Annotated in this window: 12 protein-coding genes; 6 read left to right on the forward strand and 6 right to left on the reverse strand. The window is 48.5% G+C overall.

Translation table 11 applies throughout. From position 1 onward, the window contains the following. Positions 1-79: 79 nt before the first annotated feature. The 4 genes from epsE to ACXX82_RS11625 form a co-directional block, all read right to left on the reverse strand. Positions 80-880, reverse strand: coding sequence for a polysaccharide export protein EpsE (epsE, locus tag ACXX82_RS11610; RefSeq protein ID WP_322234822.1), 801 nt, complete (start codon positions 878-880; stop codon positions 80-82). Between the two features lie 135 nt (positions 881-1,015). Beyond that, positions 1,016-1,885, reverse strand: coding sequence for an EpsD family peptidyl-prolyl cis-trans isomerase (locus tag ACXX82_RS11615; protein WP_458562959.1), 870 nt, complete (start codon positions 1,883-1,885; stop codon positions 1,016-1,018). Positions 1,886-2,722: 837 nt separating this feature from the next. After that, positions 2,723-4,114, reverse strand: coding sequence for an undecaprenyl-phosphate glucose phosphotransferase (locus ACXX82_RS11620; protein WP_458562960.1), 1,392 nt, complete (start codon positions 4,112-4,114; stop codon positions 2,723-2,725). A gap of 577 nt (positions 4,115-4,691) precedes the next feature. Then, entirely contained in the window at positions 4,692-5,312 is a 621-nt protein-coding gene (locus tag ACXX82_RS11625) for an acyl-homoserine-lactone synthase (protein ID WP_322234832.1), read from the reverse strand. 1,122 nt (positions 5,313-6,434) lie between these two features. On the opposite strand from ACXX82_RS11625, the gene ACXX82_RS11630 reads away from it, so the two are divergent. The 3 genes from ACXX82_RS11630 to ACXX82_RS11640 all read left to right on the forward strand — a co-directional run bounded on the left by ACXX82_RS11630 (position 6,435) and on the right by ACXX82_RS11640 (position 8,605). Further along, positions 6,435-7,145 (forward strand): LuxR family transcriptional regulator, encoded by a 711-nt coding sequence (locus ACXX82_RS11630; RefSeq protein WP_458562961.1) that lies wholly within the window; start codon positions 6,435-6,437, stop codon positions 7,143-7,145. 242 nt (positions 7,146-7,387) lie between these two features. Beyond that, positions 7,388-8,245 (forward strand): D-amino acid aminotransferase, encoded by an 858-nt coding sequence (locus ACXX82_RS11635; RefSeq protein ID WP_458562962.1) that lies wholly within the window; start codon positions 7,388-7,390, stop codon positions 8,243-8,245. Positions 8,246-8,329: 84 nt separating this feature from the next. Beyond that, entirely contained in the window at positions 8,330-8,605 is a 276-nt protein-coding gene (locus ACXX82_RS11640) for a DUF493 family protein (RefSeq protein ID WP_322240341.1), read from the forward strand. Between the two features lie 144 nt (positions 8,606-8,749). Here ACXX82_RS11640 and gcvA read toward each other — a convergent pair whose 3' ends face one another. Further along, positions 8,750-9,664 carry a transcriptional regulator GcvA gene (gene gcvA, locus ACXX82_RS11645; RefSeq protein WP_322234837.1) on the reverse strand — a complete coding sequence of 305 codons (915 nt, stop codon included), beginning with the start codon at positions 9,662-9,664 and terminating at the stop codon, positions 8,750-8,752. A gap of 186 nt (positions 9,665-9,850) precedes the next feature. Here gcvA and ACXX82_RS11650 point away from each other — a divergent pair, with 186 nt between their 5' ends. Next, entirely contained in the window at positions 9,851-10,150 is a 300-nt protein-coding gene (locus ACXX82_RS11650; protein ID WP_322234838.1) for a DUF2917 domain-containing protein, read from the forward strand. A 142-nt stretch (positions 10,151-10,292) separates the two neighbouring features. On the opposite strand, the gene ACXX82_RS11655 is transcribed toward ACXX82_RS11650, so the two are convergent. Then, positions 10,293-10,886, reverse strand: coding sequence for an IMPACT family protein (locus tag ACXX82_RS11655; RefSeq protein WP_458562963.1), 594 nt, complete (start codon positions 10,884-10,886; stop codon positions 10,293-10,295). 393 nt (positions 10,887-11,279) lie between these two features. Here ACXX82_RS11655 and ACXX82_RS11660 point away from each other — a divergent pair, with 393 nt between their 5' ends. Continuing rightward, a complete protein-coding gene (locus ACXX82_RS11660) occupies positions 11,280-12,053 on the forward strand; it encodes an exodeoxyribonuclease III (RefSeq protein WP_322234842.1) in 774 nt (257 codons plus the stop codon). Positions 12,054-12,651: 598 nt separating this feature from the next. Next, complete coding sequence (locus tag ACXX82_RS11665; RefSeq protein ID WP_458562964.1) at positions 12,652-18,264, forward strand: autotransporter domain-containing protein; 5,613 nt, start codon at positions 12,652-12,654, stop codon at positions 18,262-18,264. Positions 18,265-18,293: the final 29 nt, after the last annotated feature.

The raw sequence follows: 18,293 nt of genomic DNA on the forward strand, positions 1-18,293 counted from the left end.
GGCAATCCGGCGCGCACACATATTCATTGACTGGTAGATGCCCTGCCAGGCGCCTTTTTATAGAAAGCTATGGCGGTTATCAAAACAGACTTTCTTTGACGTACACGACATCGTCCGGTAACAATTCATCGTCATTTTTTACGCCAAACGTATGCACTTTTCCTGCTGTATTTTGACGCTTGACGCGTAAGCCGTTTTCCGTGCCGCGCGGTGTAAGGCCGCCGCCAACAGACAACGCTTGCATCACGCTCATATGCCGCTCTAGTCGATACCCGCCGGGATGTTGGACTTCACCGTAGATATAAAATTTAGGTGCCTGCTCGACGTACACCATGTCACCACTGATCAGCGGCATATTCGGCCTCATGTCAGCGGAGTGAACCATGTCGACAAGATCGACAATCTGCTTGTTAACTACGCCATTACGCGTAAAGATAATGGTTGCGGTATCGCCACCATTAGGACCAACACCGCCGGCTAGGGCAAGCATATCGGTGACAGTGCGTGGGCCATCAATGGGATACATGCCCTGGTGCAAAACGTGTCCAAGCATCGAAACCTTTTGACTTTGTAGTTCCGTGACCATGATGTTGACTTGTGCCGTGCGCAAAAAGCCACCGCTGACTAATAAGCCCGCGATCTTTTTTTCCGTGTTCGATGTCGATAATCCTGCCACCCCGACTTCACCTATGAGTGGAAAGGTAATGCTTCCGGTCTCACTGACTTTCGTTTCCAGGTTTAAATCACGATTTCCAAATACGGTTATTTTTACGACATCACCGGCGCCAAGCGGAATATCGGCCGCATGCGCGCTAAATGCTGCTAGCGCCGCTAGAACCACTAACAGTTCAAGTACGACTAAGTAAATTTTTTTTATCATTGTGCGCATCTTCATGAGGTGTTTCACCGTTGCGGAAAATTTGATCAGGGGTTCAGTTGCCATTTTCTATTTCAGGTAGCGTGATGGTGCTGCCAATCGACCAATATCGATGCTGATAATAGTCATCATTTTTGTTTACTGCCGTTGCCGGGTGTGACTTTTTTCCTGATTGCTATCGCTTTTATCGACATACTCAAGTTTGGCGAACGGGCGTAAACGGGCAATTTCTTTTGCCGCTATTTCCTGCATGTTTTTTGCCATCAGGAAGCGTTCAATCTGCATTTTTTCCAACGCTGGCGGAACTGGGTTATCCACCAATTTTGTCACTGCGGAAAGTAAATTCCGGTCGCCATCTTTTAAAACAAATAGACGATTTTTTGCAAGGCTATGAAGCTGGTTATAGATATCAGCGGGCAACTCAGCGCTATCATAGGAAACGGCAGTTCTTATATACACAATTTTGTGCGCAGTCAGCCAAGCCTCTACCTGATCAAGTGATTTTCCCGCGTTCATTACCCCTTTTAGCTGGTTGGTGAAATTCGCTGAGGCAATACTTAATTGGTCGACATTAAGCAATTTTCGATGCGTGAACAATTCGGGATGACTCCGAAAAAATTCATTCACATTGTTCTTGGTCGGCTGGTCGATTTTTCCTGTTTGTGTTTCCAGATACGCCTGCACGATTGCCTGTGTTTTGTAGCGCTCAATAATCTGTAACACTTTTGGATCACGGTCCAATTTTTGTCGCCGCGCTTCCTTCAACAATAATTTCCGGTCGATCAGCACTTCCAATGTTTGATTTCGCTGGGCTGGTGTAACTGCCACATTGCTGTCATTTACCGGATTTTCGTGTGCCAGTTCGTCCTCAAGTTGGCGCGTGGTAATTTCCTCTTCATTTACCCGTACCAAAATCTTGCTGGTATTCGTATTGGTATTGGTATTGGTATCACCGCACCCGCATAAGCTCAAGGCAGCAAGCGGCACGAGAAGCGACAATATTTTCAATATGGTTATCCTATTGCGGCTTAAAGCTGCACTAACGTAAAAGAGAGCATAAAAATTTTTTGAGCAACTCAAGGTGCGACTCCCGCCAATAAATACCGTCATTCTATTTTTCTCATGGCTAGAACCTTCACGCCTCGTTACCAGCTACGAAGGGCAAAGCCCGTATCTGTTGGCAGAATATTTCGTAAGTCTGGCGTGGCGTATAAGCTGAATGAAGCCGAATGCAATCCGATCGATACTCTGACTGAACGACGGCGTACCTGATACAGCAACAAGCAAAGCCCCGTCAGAAGTAGTGTCCATGACGCAGGTTTTGGTGGCGTTTGTTTTCTAAAACTTCTAAAGAGGTAATAGCGTGAATCATCCGCGGCATTGGTATGTGAGACCGTTTTTTGGGATACGTGATTTGCCTCGACGGGAGCGTGGGATTCTATCGTTGCAGCATCTCCAGGTCGGAAGATGCCGCCTGACTTATCAGACGCGATAAAGAAACCATGCCGCGTTATGGCAGCGTTCCTTAGACTTAATTGAGGGACAGAGATGGCTTTCTGAAAACTCACGCAATCAATATTTGGGGAGATAGTGTGACTGCTATCGCCAACGCTTACGTCAATTTTTTGGGCTGACCACAGGGTGTTGATTTCGTGCGATGAAAAATGAATAGATGGCGTTGTGGCGCTAACAATGCCAGCGTGCCCTGAGCTCATGAAACCCAACAACAACATAACTATTTTCATCATATTTCCTTTAAGGATATGTACTGAAACGCGCAACACTTGTATGCAAAATTACCATCTTCTTCACCGATTCCACCTACCGGGACGCACGACTTAATTATTAATAGGCATTGTCTTTTTTTAATACTTCCTTGACCGTGCGCATGATAATTAACAGGTCCAGTCCTAGTGACCAGTTACGCAAATACTCCAAATCAAATTCGATCCTTGACCGCATTTTGTCCAGCGTGTCGGTCTCACCCCGGAAACCATTTATCTGGGCCCATCCGGTTATCCCGGGCTTTACTTTGTGTCGCAACATGTATCCCTTAATCAGTTTTCGATACATTTCATTGTGTGCAACGGCGTGAGGACGAGGGCCGACAATGCTCATGCGACCTTGTAAGACATTGATAAATTGCGGCAATTCGTCTAGCGATGTACGGCGTAAAAAGCCGCCAAAACGGGTCACCCGGATATCGTTTTTGGTAGCCTGATCCACCACCGCCCCGTCTTCACAAACGCCCATTGAACGGAATTTGTAGACCACTATTTCTTCCCCGTTCAAACCGTAGCGACGCTGTGCAAAAATGATCGGGCCTGGCGACGATAATTTCACACCAATTGCAATAGGCAACATAATTGGTAACAACATGATCTGAATCAGTAGCGCCAGGACGATATCGCTGCTGCGCTTTAGAACGCTCCGTAAGCCGGTGAATGGCGTTTCACAAATTCCAATGACAGGAATGCCGCCGACGTGATCAAGTCGCGCCTGAATAAGATCAAAGGTATAAATGTCGGGCACAAAATAGACGGATGCCGTCGTGTCTCTCAACTCTTCCATTAAGGAGGAGGAACCCGCATTTTCAGACATTGGCAGACAGATAAAAATGGTCCTAATTTTATGCGTACGCGCGTAGAGAGCAACGTCGGCGATCAGGCCAAGATAGGGGCGTGACGGCATTGGGACCGCATACTTTTGGTTGAGAGCTAAGTGGTCATCAAAAAATCCGTGTACGTCCATGCCCGCATTACTGCGGGATGTCAAACGTCGTAGAATATCGGTCCCTAGATTATTCGCTCCGACGATGATAGCCGAGCGCACCTCCCGGTCTTTGCCAATATTGAATGCCAGCCGATAGGCAGTCAAACGACTTAATAAAAGCGCGAATGGCGCAAGCGTAAACCAGGTCAAGACGACTTGATCCGAAAATTCATATCGAAGCCAGGTACCCTGACCAATTAGCGCCAACAGGCAAACGACTACTGCCCATCCCATAAAAATATCTGTTGCAAAAGCCAGTTTTTTCCCAGCATGTAAAGTGCGGTAAAGATCAATCTGTTCGTAAATAAACGAAGAAATAAAGAAGGCAATAATCATTAACGCCAAATAATTACCGGTAAACATTTCATCCTGAACGACGATGACCAAATAGAGAAGCCCAAGAATAATGGCTGGATCGAGCAAACGCTTGAAGAACGAAATGAGGGGGATATCATTCTCGGTCATTTTGTCTTACCTTAAAATACATGGCACGTATTGGCCGTGATGTCGCTGCTTGCGTATCGACCTGTAGCAATGGCCAGAACTTCTGTATCGCAGGCCTCTGAGAGTGCGACCCGCTGACGAACAAAAATTTCTTCCTTTCGTAACAAGTCGAAACGGAGTATTAGAGGTGACCTCTGATAACTTGCTGATCACACCCAAATCTTGGGCCGCCGCTGAACTTGCCACTTTCAATAAATTATTTTTGTCTTTCATACCGTAACCAATATAAGGCGTGAGGAATCAAAGGGTGGTGTCATGAAATTAGTTGCAATGAGGTCGCCAATGTCCCCCAACGCAGCAATGCAGGAGTAAATAGGTAGTACTAAAATGGGTTTCCAACGTAACGATTGAGGCCCAGTGAGGCGTTTTAAACCTTTGCTCATTTAGCTATCTTTCTTTAATCGTCAAGACGCAGCTGGACGCAAAAATCCAACGTTCGAAAACATTTTTTTGGTACGTATCGCGTTAATTTGTGGGAAAGACCGTCTTCCGACAATAAGGCCTTACTCTTCGGGTTCGCAAATAAATGTCGGTGTAATCAAAAACGGTAACGACCTGACAATTTGGTGTCAGATTTCTCCTTACCTGGGATCAACTTACGGTTTAATTCCACTTCAATCCAGCACGCAAACATAGGTTGTCCATCGACGATCACTGGTCGTCCGGCTCTATGTGCTTGAAATCCCGCGCGTCGCAACAAGCGCTCAACGCCAAGTGGTGAGACGGTGATGAGCCGCTTAGCCCCATGCTCGGCAGCACAGCGAATTGACTCCTGCATCAGGTTAATGGCAATCGGCGAAGAAAATTCGCCCATGGCCGAATTTGTTTGATGATTGAAATCCATCGCAGCAAAGCGAGATAACTCCCAGACCTCTGGTGTGTGGGGCATGGCCATGCCATGGAGAAGTTGGGGAAATACTTCGCCCAAGAGGTAAGGCGAGGTAGTGGGTAATAAACGGGCGCAGCCGTTCAAATTTCCATGTTCGTCATGCGCGACCACGTACACGGTATCTGGACGATCAAATTGATCTAACTCTGCCCCATTGCTACTCTCAAGGTTCCATTCAAGTGTTTCAATAAAGACTTTATGCCGGTACCTTGACATTTGCGTGATTAACTCGCTTGTTAAGAGGTCTCTAGCGCCCGAAATAACGTTCATTTTTCCACCCCAGAAAATTCTTATTTTTTTTCATATTGAAATGATGACGGAGTTCAAAAAGCTAGGTAACTGTCACTAATTACAGTCTTACGACGTAACAATAACGACTGATACTTGCTGACACTAAATGCACTTTTTGGTAATTTAATTTGCGCCTAAATTTTCGAACAGGATTGAGTCTTGAAAGCTGGGGCGGGAATATCAGCGGTGAATGGAAGTGTCGGTTGGATAGCCGCTGTATCACTTTGATTATTTTTCACGTGAGCCGAGGGATCTGTCGCTTGATTAGCCGTCCCGAACAGGCACCGCGGTAGCATGCAGATCATTCGATGTGTGCGAAAGTTGGACGGTAATAGAGTCGAAATGGAGGAAAAAATATTAGGTCGCAGCGCTGCATCAGGCAAAGATTTACTGGGAGTTGTCTGATTACTTAAATAGCTATTTCGTGAGCCATTTTTTTGAGATGGAGAACTGGTTTGGTGAACTCTGCGTGTCGATGCGGCATTAGTATTTTAAATAAGATTTTAAGCACTATTTTACGTGCTACGGGACTTGCCGAGCGACACACGGTGATTTGCTCTTGCACTACCGGCTGTTAGTTAAATGTGTCACTAAATTCTTTCAGAAGAGCGATTTTTCGATTGCCGGATATCTGCTCGACCTCTCTGCTCATAACGATGCTGCTTGGTATCCGGCCCAATGTGGATGGAGGCTGTCGAGTACCGCATACGGGGGCTCAGCCCTGAAATGAAAAGGATTGGCTCTTTATGAAGAAGCTCTTCACATTGCAACCGCATATGCACCCATCGAGATGCGACTAGTTGTAAATGGATCATTTTAAGGGGGGCGAGTTGAGTTGATTCTTGTGATGCATTTATTTTAGAAATACGGTAAATCTGAAAAAAAATTGAACGGCGATAGAGTTAACTGCTATCGAAAATTAACTGGAGCGGCAGATTTTTTATTTATTGACATTCTGGTCATGGTTGTGCTGATAAGTTGTCCTTCTACAAAAGAAGACAATCATCGAAAGATATTCCAAAAATACAAATAATTGCGTGTATATTTCCTGTGTGACATTTTAACGGACATTATTTATGCATAAAAAAATTGTGAGGGAGTATGAATAGCTTTCAGGGAGATCAAGTTCAAGCCTTACTAACCGCAGAGAACGAGGCTGCCTTTTTTACCGCGCTATCTGGTGCTGCTCATAAACTTGGATTCGACTATTGCGCGTACGGTATGCGGATGCCGCTTCCTATCTCTCAGCCGAAGTTGGTCATGCTCAACAACTATTCGAGAGCATGGAAACAGCGTTATTTTGAACAAAATTACCTTATGACCGACCCAACGATCGCACACGGCATGCGCTCAAGCATGCCATTGGTCTGGTCGGAAGAAATTGGTGTCAAATCCCGCCCTTTTTGGGAGGATGCCCACGCGCATGGTCTCGGTGTGGGTTGGGCCCAATCTTGCCACGACACAAGAGGCGTGGGAGGGTTGCTCAGCTTATCGCGCTCTGATGAAGCACTCTCATTAAAAGAACTGCATCACATCACGTCAAATTTAACCTGGCTGACCCACACCGCGCATGAGGGATTGACTCGATTGCTGGTTCCAAAGTTGATGCCGGAGGCTGTTGCGCGACTAACCGCGCGAGAAGTCGAAGTCCTTCGCTGGACCGCCGACGGTAAGACTTCTAGTGAAGTTGGTCATATCATGAATATTGCAGAGCGGACGGTGAATTTCCACATCACTAATACGCTAATAAAACTTGGCGCAGCAAATAAAACCGGAGCCGTCATTAAGGCAGCAATTTTAGGATTGCTATAACCGGGGTTGGAGGAGCGTAAAAGAATGTGTGGCGCGTTGGATATCTCCCATTTCCACGTTTGACTATTTATGTTTTGCTATTAATAATTATTCCAGTATCTGGATATTTGGAATGAGAATTGGATAGAGCAAAGTTGTTACAATGCAGTATCGCGGGCGTCGAATTTCTATACTTTTTTTGCATACTCTGCTGTTCATACTTGTGCAAGAATCAAATCCCCCACCTTCTTAAGAAAATAATCATGCAAGATTCCATCGTCTATCTCAATGGCGTGATGACGCCCCTGTCCGACGCACGTATTCCTGTGCTGGATCGTGGATTTATTTTTGGTGACGGTGTGTATGAGGTCATTCCAATGTATTCCGGCAAAGCATTCCGTGCCAAGCATCATATGGCCCGCTTATTTCGTAGTCTAGCGGCGATAGATATTCCAAATCCGCATAAGGTTGAAGAGTGGATGGCCTTGATTAACCAAGTGGTCGCGCCTTATGGACAAGACGACCAGATGGTTTATATTCACGTTACGCGGGGCGTGGCGAAGCGGGCACATGCGTTTCCCAAAGACGTGATTACGCCCACGGTTTTCATCATGACCAATCCTTTGGTTCTGCCAAGCGATGCGGTACGCGCCAAAGGCGTATCATGTATCACTATGGAAGACCAACGTTGGCTGCATTGCGAGATCAAGTCGATTTCTTTGCTTGGCAACGTACTGGCAGCGCAAAATGCGGCTGAGCACGGTGTAATGGAAGCAATCCAATTCCGTGATGGATTTCTGACTGAGGCGTCGTCGTCTAATGTCTGGATTGTCAAAAATAACGTCCTGATGGCGCCCCCCAAGAATAACCTCATTCTGGAAGGCATCCGTTACGGTTTGATCGAAGAGCTTTGCGCCGCACATGATCTTGAGTTTGTTGCGCGCCAGATTTCGCGCGCGGAAGTAGTTGAGGCCGATGAAGTGCTGCTGTCATCGGCAACTAAAGAAATTTTGCCTGTGACCGTTATTGATGGCAAAACTGTTGGAAACGGTCAACCTGGCCCCATTTATAAGGCGTTATATCAAGCCTATCAGGGAGCGAAAGCCGCCTTGTGTGATTAAGGTGACCTTGATAGCTTGATTTGTCCCTCGGGCAACGTGTCTTTTGCTATGTTGCCTGATTTTTAGAAAGCAATCGTTATGACTATGCCGACCATTCCTCACGAAGACAGCCTGATCGTCTATCCGAGCGATTTTCCTATCAAGATTATGGGGCCAACGCACGACGCATTTGCGGAAACGATCGTCGGCCTAGTGGTGCAACATGACCCAACTTTTCATATCGATAAGCTTGAAGTACGACCATCCGCTAAAGGCAATTACACTGGTTTGACAGTCACTGTGCGAGCGACTAGTCGTGAGCAACTTGATAATTTATACAGCGCATTATCGACTCATCCGATGGTGAAAATGGTTCTGTAATCGTAATTATCAGGTTAGTGTATTGCGATCGGACGCTTGCCGAGCCAATGATTATGGACTAGTTATGCTATGGCATCGCGCGTGCCGTTTCGCGAGCGTCGAAAATAGGTTTGTGTCAATCGCAAAAATAAACAGTTGTTCTGGTTAACCGGGCCAACTGTTTTGTGCTTTAAATTCTGCTATTTCTTGTGTTAACCAGCCGTGAAAGGCTTGGACCTGTGGTTTATTCATGGCCTCCGGTAAGCAAGCAAAATAATACGCATTCGGACATAGCACGACAACATCGAACAACCGAATTAACTCACCGGCGGCGATTTCTTGTAGCGCGATGGCATGCCGCGTCAAGGCGATACCAAGCCCATCCGAGGCTGAGCGAAGTAGCATCGATGCATCTTGAATTCTCAAGCCACGACTTGGTTCTGGTAGTGTTATACCTGCAGCCTCAAACCACGGTTGCCAGGACTCCTCTGAATCCATGCGCAACAGCGTGCATTGCGCTAAAGCCTCTGGCTTTTCTGGCAAATGGCCTTGCCGATAACGAGGGCTGACGACCGGATAATAAAAATCATCCATCAATTTTTCCACCACCAATCCCGGATAGTGCCCGACGCCAAAGCGAATACCAACATCGATCTGTTCCTGCGCGAGGTCCTGGAGTTGGCTTGATGATTGCAGTACGACTTCCGTATCCGGGTGCAGGTCAATGAATTTCCATAACCGCGGTGCCAGCCAACGTGCGGCAAATGACGGTAGGGCTGAAATAGTGAGTCGTTTTTGCTTGGCATCGATTTTCAAGGCCTCTGCAGCAAGCGCAATTTCAGTCAGCGCTTTGCGTATCGTTGTGGCAAACCGTTGGCCTTGGTCAGTGATTGCGATGCGCTTGCCGTGGCGCGTGAATAATGCGAGGCCTAATTCGACCTCAAGCGCACGCACTTGATGGCTGATCGCACCGGGCGTCAGGCGTATTTCCTCGGCAGCGCGCGAAAAACTGTCATAGCGTGATGCCGCCTCAAAAGCCCGCAAGGCAGAAAGGGGAGGAAGTTTGCGTAGGTCGGCCATAGTTGTCGCGCATCCCTATGTGAATAAAATTAGCAAGAACGCGTGCAATTACTCGTTTTGTTTTACCGAATGTGTTGACTAGAATGTTCTTACCGGTCCAGCAAAGATTTCCATCAGCTGCAATTAGGGGCTGACAGAGATTATCCGGGTGGGTTGTAGAACTATACCAGCAGTTATCGGAGAAACATGATGAGAAATTTATTCACTAAAGAGATGCAACAGCCATTAGCCCTCAACGCAGGCCAAGTGTTGTCGATGCAAGCAGAATCTGCAGAAATATTGCAAGTTTCCAGCGGTCGTGTCTGGGTCACTATTTCTGGTCAAAGTGACGATTACTGGCTGAATGCAGGTGATTATCTCAACGTGGCCGCTGGTAGTCTCATGGTTCTTGAGGCCGACAAGGGCCGTAGTGTGATGCATTTGCGTCCTCAAATTCCGGCAGTAAGTCGATTTGTTCAGTCTGGTCGCCTAGCGTTACTGAGCTAAAGCGATTGGCGGCATAGTTTTCGGCAAAAAAGACGTGGAATACCACGTTCTTGTTTTTCGAGAACATGGCGGATGACTGGGACTAGACTGCTTGGAAATTGATGCTGGCAATCGCCATGGGCTAGCAGGACGGATCGGCGAATTAAAGACTCTCTTCGCGCCATTGCAAAGAACCATGGCAAATGTCATTTGCCTCTCGCTGAAATCCCGGTGCTGCAGAAAGTGGTAACGAAAAGCACATGCTGACCACGTCGGTATGAGTCACTTCAGCCAAGATTGCACCGCTTTGCTGTAGCAACCGTCGTAAAGGTCCTTCCGAGGCATACGGTACAGCGGCGCGCAGCGTGACAGTCACGACCAATGCGATTTTTTCTGCCGTTAATAGGGCTTGTGCCACCGTATCGGTATAAGCACGTACTAGACCCCCAGCGCCCAATCGAATGCCACCATAATAACGAACCACGACCGCCAGAACCTGTTCCAAATCCTGATGGCGTAATACATTGAGCATTGGCAAACCAGCGGTACCGCCCGGTTCGCCATCATCCGATGCGCCAGAATGACCGCCAGCCAACAGCGCCCAACAAACATGGGTGGCATTCGGGTGTTCGCCGCGCAATCTGGCGATTTCAGTCAAAGCTTCAGGTCGTCCGGCAACAGCGGTGACAAAACCGATAAACGTACTTTTCTTAATATCAATTTTGCTATGCGCAGGTTGAGCTAAGCTAAATGCCATGTTTGATCCGCGTTAATTGGTCGTAGAAATAGAGTTTTTATTGATAAAAAGACATTGGAGTCTAGAAATACTCTTGCTCGAAAGGGTGTTGCTTACATAAATGCTAGTCATGTCAGTTAGGCCCGGGCAGATTACATTGAAGTAAAGTCACCTGAAGTTGATGCGAACTATCGCACGCAATCCATTTTTCGTTATGCCAATTGGTGAAATGTCACACACCTTTTAGGCGACCTTCCAATTCCCTACTTCTAGTTTACAACATACCGTCATTTGACCCGACCGCCAGATCGGTTATCCTGATGTTCCAGAATAGCTGATCGACTTTGCTGCGGTTGTTTTTCTCTATTCCCTCTTAACAGCACTTGTTTTAACACCTTTATTGTCGACATCTCTATGCCAAGAATTATTTCTGCCAATCTCAACGGTATTCGCTCCGCCACTAAAAAGGGTTTTTTTGAATGGATGAGCAAACAATCTGCCGATTTTATTTGCGTGCAGGAGTTGAAAGCCCAAGCTCCTGACATGTCGCCTGAAATGCTCGCGCCAGAAGGTTACGTCGGCCACTTCCACTATGCGGAGAAGAAAGGCTATTCAGGCGTTGGACTTTACAGCAAACGCGCCCCAAACGCGGTCCGGATTGGATTTGGAAACCCGGAGTTTGATGCGGAAGGCCGTTACGTTGAATGTGACTTTGGCGATCTAACGGTGATTTCACTGTATTGCCCATCAGGATCGTCCGGCGAAGAACGTCAATTAGCAAAATTTCGCTTTATGGAAAGTTTTCTACCGCATTTGCAAGAGTTGAAAGCCAGCGGGCGGGAAGTCGTGATCTGCGGCGACTGGAATATCGCCCATCACGAAATCGATTTGAAAAACTTCAAAGGGAATAAAAAGAATTCCGGATTTTTGCCTGAAGAACGCGCTTGGCTGACCCAGTTATTTGATGAGGTCGCGTTAGTCGATGTGTTTCGGACGGTGGATCCACGCCCAGAGCAATACACCTGGTGGAGCAATCGCGGCCAGGCTTGGGCTAAAAATGTTGGTTGGCGTATCGATTATCATATCTCGACGCCAGGCATTGCCGCAAAAGCACACACCGTCGCCATCTACAAGGATGAGCGCTTTTCCGATCACGCTCCGCTGACGATTGATTACGCGGATCAATAAGTTTAAAAATAAGCTTTAAATTCCGGCAAAAATTGGATAGGTGAGTTGCCTCATCTTTTCCACTTACCTGCGCCGATAACTCCCTGCTTTGATTGTCATATTCCGCGCTTGGTTAACGCGTGTTCAATTATCGAGCTGTGTTGTTCACGCTAAAAACTAGCCTGTAAAAGTTGGCAGCTTTACCCATCCACCGTACCGCTACCCAGTGAGCGTTCACGGTGGATTTTTGCCGGATTCTTTTCACGAAACGGTAGCTCTTTCCCGGTTTTATTTCGTCGCCGTCAAGCCGACATTTTCCCTCTAATATCGCCAATATTTCGTTACGAAAACGAAGTAGCGTCCTGCTGCGCTGGGACCGCATCCGCAGTCCGCCACGGCTAAAAAATCGTGTCTCTTTTTTCGATTTTTTTGCAATTTATTCTGTGCGCTACCTGTCATTAATCGCATTGACTGCCTCCCTTCTCAAAATGTAACTTTGCCATCAGAAATGCCATATAAAAAATATTTTTTTGGCTTATTTTTTATGCGTCGCCGAATAAGTGGCCTTTTTTTTATTCAGTAGAAACATCTATAGATGTCAATTTTAAAAGGCACAAACGTGAATAAAATTTATAAATCTGTATGGAATGAAGCTACTGGTTCTTGGATAGTTGTCTCCGAGAATGCTAAGGGCAGAGTTAAAAGTAGCAAGGGCAGCAGATCCTCCGCTATTCTGTCGATGACTGCACTGGCGTTCATTGGTATTCCAGCTTTGAACAGTTTTGCCCAAAGCTATATTGCCCCTACGGGCAACAGTTACAGCCAGACATTAACAACCGTGAGCAATGGAAATACGGCTGCCTTCACGACCCCGTTCAATGCGAACGCGGTGGTAGGAAATGGCGCCATCTTCAATAGCTACACACTCAATACGGCCAATGCCGCGAACCTGCCAAATCTTCAAAGCAATCCTATTGCATTGCCCTTGAACCTCAATAACTACTGGGCTGTTAGCCCTACAAATCAGAACGCTTCAGTCACACAAGTGGATCCGGTGACGAAAGTGAATCGGACAGTTTCTGTATATACCGACGCCAGCCTTAGCTATGCCACAATCGGAGACGCGGGGAATTTCGGATTTATTGTCGCAACGCCCGGCACTGCCAATTTATATATTCAGGCCGGGATGGCGAGCGTCGACCACACAGGCGGCACACTGAACGTCAATATTGGTGATAACGTCAACACCACAGACAGTGGGAATGCGTTAAAGATTGCCGCGAGGCAAACGGATATTACTTTTGCCGACGGTACGGGTAGCGCTGCCAGCAACATTAACTGGACGTCAAAAAATCGTATTATTTTCGATAGCACGCCGGTCATCGCTCCGGTTGCGGCGACAACTATTCAAGGCTACGTTACGCAATTTGGAGGGGCTGTCATCGCGCCGGACGGTGCGTTGTTTTCCGTCACAAATCCGGTCGCCTTGCAAACCTACAACGCCTATCTTATTAGCTTGGTGACAGGATCATTCGGCCTCACTCAGGCGGCTTACAATGCCGCCTTTAAACAAGCATTGGGAGCAGAGACGCCGATTACGGTGAGTGCCCCACAATGGACCAACGGACAGGCCAATACGACGGACGCTGCTGCCCTTGACGTCAAATATCTGAGTGTCATGCACGCTTCCGGCACCAATGCAACGGCGACACTAACAGGCACCGGTGTATTGGAAGTTGCGGGCTCGACTGACGGCGCCTTACGCGCTGATGGAGGGGGGCACATTATTAATAACGGCCTGCTATCTGTGATGCAGTTCAGTGGCAGCACACTTCGGTCAATTGCGATGACGATTGACGGGGCCGGCAGCACTGGCGTCAACAGCGGCGTCGTTACGTCTGGGGCATGGCTGAATGCCGACGGCACGCGAGTGCCGCAAGGACCACTCTCACAAGGTAACCTATATCAAAGCTTCGGTGCACAAGTGACCAATAATGGTGTCTTTACGAATACCGGCATCATTAATGCGGCGTTAGAAGGAGGGCCAGCGCAAGCAATCGGAATTTTTTTAAATGGTGGCGGCGCTGCAGCGAGTAACAGCGGGATTATTAATATTAGCGAGAGTTGGGGCAGCACTAATGCATCGGCACCAAATGGTCAAGCCTTCGGCGTTCTGATCCAGGGAGCCGGCAGCTTTGTTAATCAAGCGAGCGGTACCATTTATATTGGACGTGCACCGCAAGCGCACGCAGGGGACATAGTTCCTGACGTCGCCATCAATAACGGAAATGTCATCAACGCTGCCATCATGACGAATGGTAACAATGTTTCTATTGTGAATGACGGTACGTTGACGCTCGGGTCGCTAGTCCAGGATGCGGCGGGAATTGCCGTGCTCGGCGCGACGAATTTTAGTGCCACCAATAATGGCGCAATAAATGTCAACGGTGGCGCTGGGCTGGCTGCCCCGCTTCAAAATGTCGGCTTTCTAGTGCTGGATTCAACTGTGGGTACTGGCGCTGGCGCGATCAACAATGGTGCAATTTCTGTAGTCGGCGCGAATAATGTCGGAATTAAAGTTCTCGATACAGGCAGTTTCGGATCTGAAATAACGTCCACGATCGCGGGCAGCATTACGGTAGCCGGCGGTATTGATCCGACTTCTGGAACACGCAATTATGGCGTCTGGGCCGAGGGAACCGGCAGTGGTGTCGCGACTGCCAATATTGACTCCGCAATCAATTTGACAGGGGTTGGCGCTATCGGTGTGTTGGCACGTGGAAACGCCGTGATTAATGTAGGAGCAGACGTGTTGCGTGATTTTGGCAACACGGATGAAATCGGATTTTTTATTGACGGCGCACATGCCAAAATAAATGTTTCGGCCGCGAATCTGATTGTAAATACCGATCGATCGACGCTGTTTCGCATTGCTGACGGTGCCAGTTTTAGTGGTCAGGGATTGAAGATGACCGCCAGCGGTATCAATAGTACTGCGTTGTTAGGTACGGGCTCAGGTACGGCGATCAAAATCGATAATGCGGTGATTAACGTCAACAACGCTGGCGCAACTGCCGTACTGATTGAAGGCGGGGCTACCGGCGATATTAGCGCATTGGCTGACATCAACCTTAATAGTGCAGGTGCCATTGGCGGCGTGGTCGATGGTCAGCAGCATAGTTTGACTGGCGCGCTGGTCGGGACACCCGATGCGGCGACCAGATTGACATCCGCAAAAGCGCTCACCGGCAGTGCGGACAATATCGTTGGCTTCATTACACGCAATTTGGGACAGCTCGATAACAGCGGTAATATTGCCCTCACCGGTACGGATAGTATGGGTATTGATGTCCAGCAGGCTGGACGTTTGAATAACACGGGAACCATTACCGTGGGTGGCGGTGTTGGAGTCAGGGCATCGGGTAGCGATGCAGAAATTTCCAACCTCGGCACGGTGACTGTCAATGCAGGAGTTGCTGATGTGCAATTGGTGAATGGCGCGGCTTTGACATTGACCGGCACCAACAATAGGATTACCACCTCTGGCGCCGCCAGTGGGGTGCTGCTTGATACCCATGCCGCTTCACTCGACGCCAGCAATTTGACTATTACAGCCAATGGAACCGGTGCAGGTATCGAAAACAAGGCTGAAATCGGTGCTGTCAAACTCAACAACGTAACGATCAACGCCAGCAGTGGCTCGGCCATTCGTACAGCCACCAGTTTTGATCCAACCTCCAGCGTTACGCTGAACGTTCTGGGAAGCGGAACAGGTATTGCGTTCCAACAGTATGGCACCGGCGCAGATGTCGCCAGCAATGTGGTAGTCGGGCCGCGTTACGCGATCAACGTATCGGGTGTGAGTGGAACCGGCATCCAGGCAAAGACCACCGGCGATGTCATTACCAGCGGCTTGATAACTGTCAGTAATACACGCGGCGGTGCAGCGATAGTGGCGCATGATGCTGCCACGATTACCAATACCGGAACTCTCTCTTCCGCTAGCATCAGTTCTATTGGTGTCATTGATGCTTCTGGTACCACCGCTAAGATGATTATCAACTCTGGGACCATCGTTGCAGCAAGCAACGCTAACGTCGCGATTCTGGGCGGTGACGGCGGCGACAAGATTAGTCTGGTCGGTGGCGCAGTGACCGGTAAAATCAACGGTGGTTCCGGTGCCAATACGGTCAACTGGACCGGGGGCACACTCGCGGGTGAAATTAACCTGGGTTCAGGGAATAATAACAAGGCGTTGGTTGGTGCTGTCGACCTTGCAACTACACGTCACGTCACGGCCAATGCCGGTACCACGGGCAATACACTGGAATTTTCTGGCACCCAAAACGCCAGTCGTGGCTTTGGCTCGTTTACTGCAGACGATATGACGCGGGGCCTTAATATTGGTAATAGCTATAATGGCATCACGCTATCAAACGGTGCAGATATGCGCGTTATTGGCGATCTATCGATGCAGAGTGCCGCCTCTTCCCTTAACGTGGCCGATACTACTTCCGTATTGCGTATTGGCGGCAGCGGTGCCACCGCAGGTAGCGTATTAAACCGTAACATTACAGATAAGGGCAATGTTGTATTCGATAATCTCGATATCCAGAGTTACGGCGGTGCGATCAGTGGTAGCGGTAACATGACGCGTGATCTGACCGGTACAACTACCCTGACGGGTGGGAATACTTATAGCGGGATTACCACTGTCCTCGGCGGGACGCTGGCCGCGGGGGCGACCAATACCTTCAGTGCCGCATCCGTGCACACAGTTAATGTTGGGGCGACGCTGGATCTGGCAGGTTTTGATCAACGTATCGCGGGTCTGAACAACGCGGGTACTGTGCGTCTGTTTTCTTCTTCCGACGCACTCTTGGCTGGTACTCAACTCACCATCACCGGCCCGATAGCTGGCAATGGAGGCACGGTACTTTTAGGTTCTAAGCTCGGCGTAGATAGCAGTGCGACGGATGCCTTAGTATTGAGTGGTACCGCAGCCATCGCACAGGGAATGACAAATTTGCTGGTGGTGAATCGCGGCGGGCTCGGTGCGCTGACCACAGGAAGCGGCATCCCTGTCGTGTTGGTACAAAATGGAGCGACAGCGGATGTCGGGACGTTTGTGCTCGCAAACGCTGGTGGCCATATCGATGCGGGCGCTTATCAGTACCATCTGACGGATGCGGCTGGTACACGTTATCTGACCACTTTTGCGGCAGTTCCCGATATTAAAGTTACCACCAATCGCGCCTATCGGAATGAGGTGGCCTTGTATAACGCGCTGCCCAATATATTGCGGCAAGGTGATTTGGCAATGCTATCCACCTTGCATCGGCGTGTTGGCGATGAAAATAGGCAGATTGTGGTAGACGATGGCAGTGATGAAGGTTGGGTCAATGCAAATCGGCGCGGCTGTGGGCGTGCTATTGGCGGTAACATCAATATGGCTCAGGCAGGCGACGCGAGTTTGAGCAGTCACGCCAACATGGGCGGCTTTCAGAGTGGCGTGGACATTTACGTAGGTCACAATTGGGGCGTCGGCGTATATGTGGGCGCGCTTGAGACAAACAGTAGCGTCAACGGAAACGTCGGAGGTATTTTTGGAAGCGCTGGCACGATGCGCTCAGATAGTAAATTTATAGGTGGCTATGGGACGTACCTGGACAACGGTTTCTATACCGACTTAGTGTTTCAGTATGGCATGCACCGACTTTCTGTTACCGCCCCGAACACACAATCAAATAGTAATGCGTTTAGCACTATGGCATCGATTGAGGTTGGCAAGCGCTTCTCCTTGGGCCATGGCTGGGCTCTGGAGCCACAAGCACAACTGATTTATGGTCGTAGCAAGCTCGACACCGTAGATATCGCAGGAGCCACTGTGCAGCAGGATGCAAATGGAAAAGTATTTGGCCGCCTTGGAGCCCGTATTACGACGGACATGGCGACTTCACTCGGACATCTACAGCCTTATGCACGCTTAAATCTATGGCATGGATTTTCAGGGAAGGACACAACGACTTTTGTGAATCCTGCTGCGACAACGCCAATATCAACAAGTGTCGGTTACACCTCAACCGAAACAGCGCTCGGATTAACCTTGCAGCTTGCCCCAATGACTAGCCTGTATGGTGAGGTAGGAAAATTATTCAGGGTAGGTAACAGTGACGATGCTCAGGTCAGATCATCGGTCGAAGGTTCAATTGGATTGAAAATTGGTTTTTAAACAGTTGCGCCGCATGCAGAATTTGTTTT

The organism is Glaciimonas sp. GNP009, assembly GCF_054343755.1.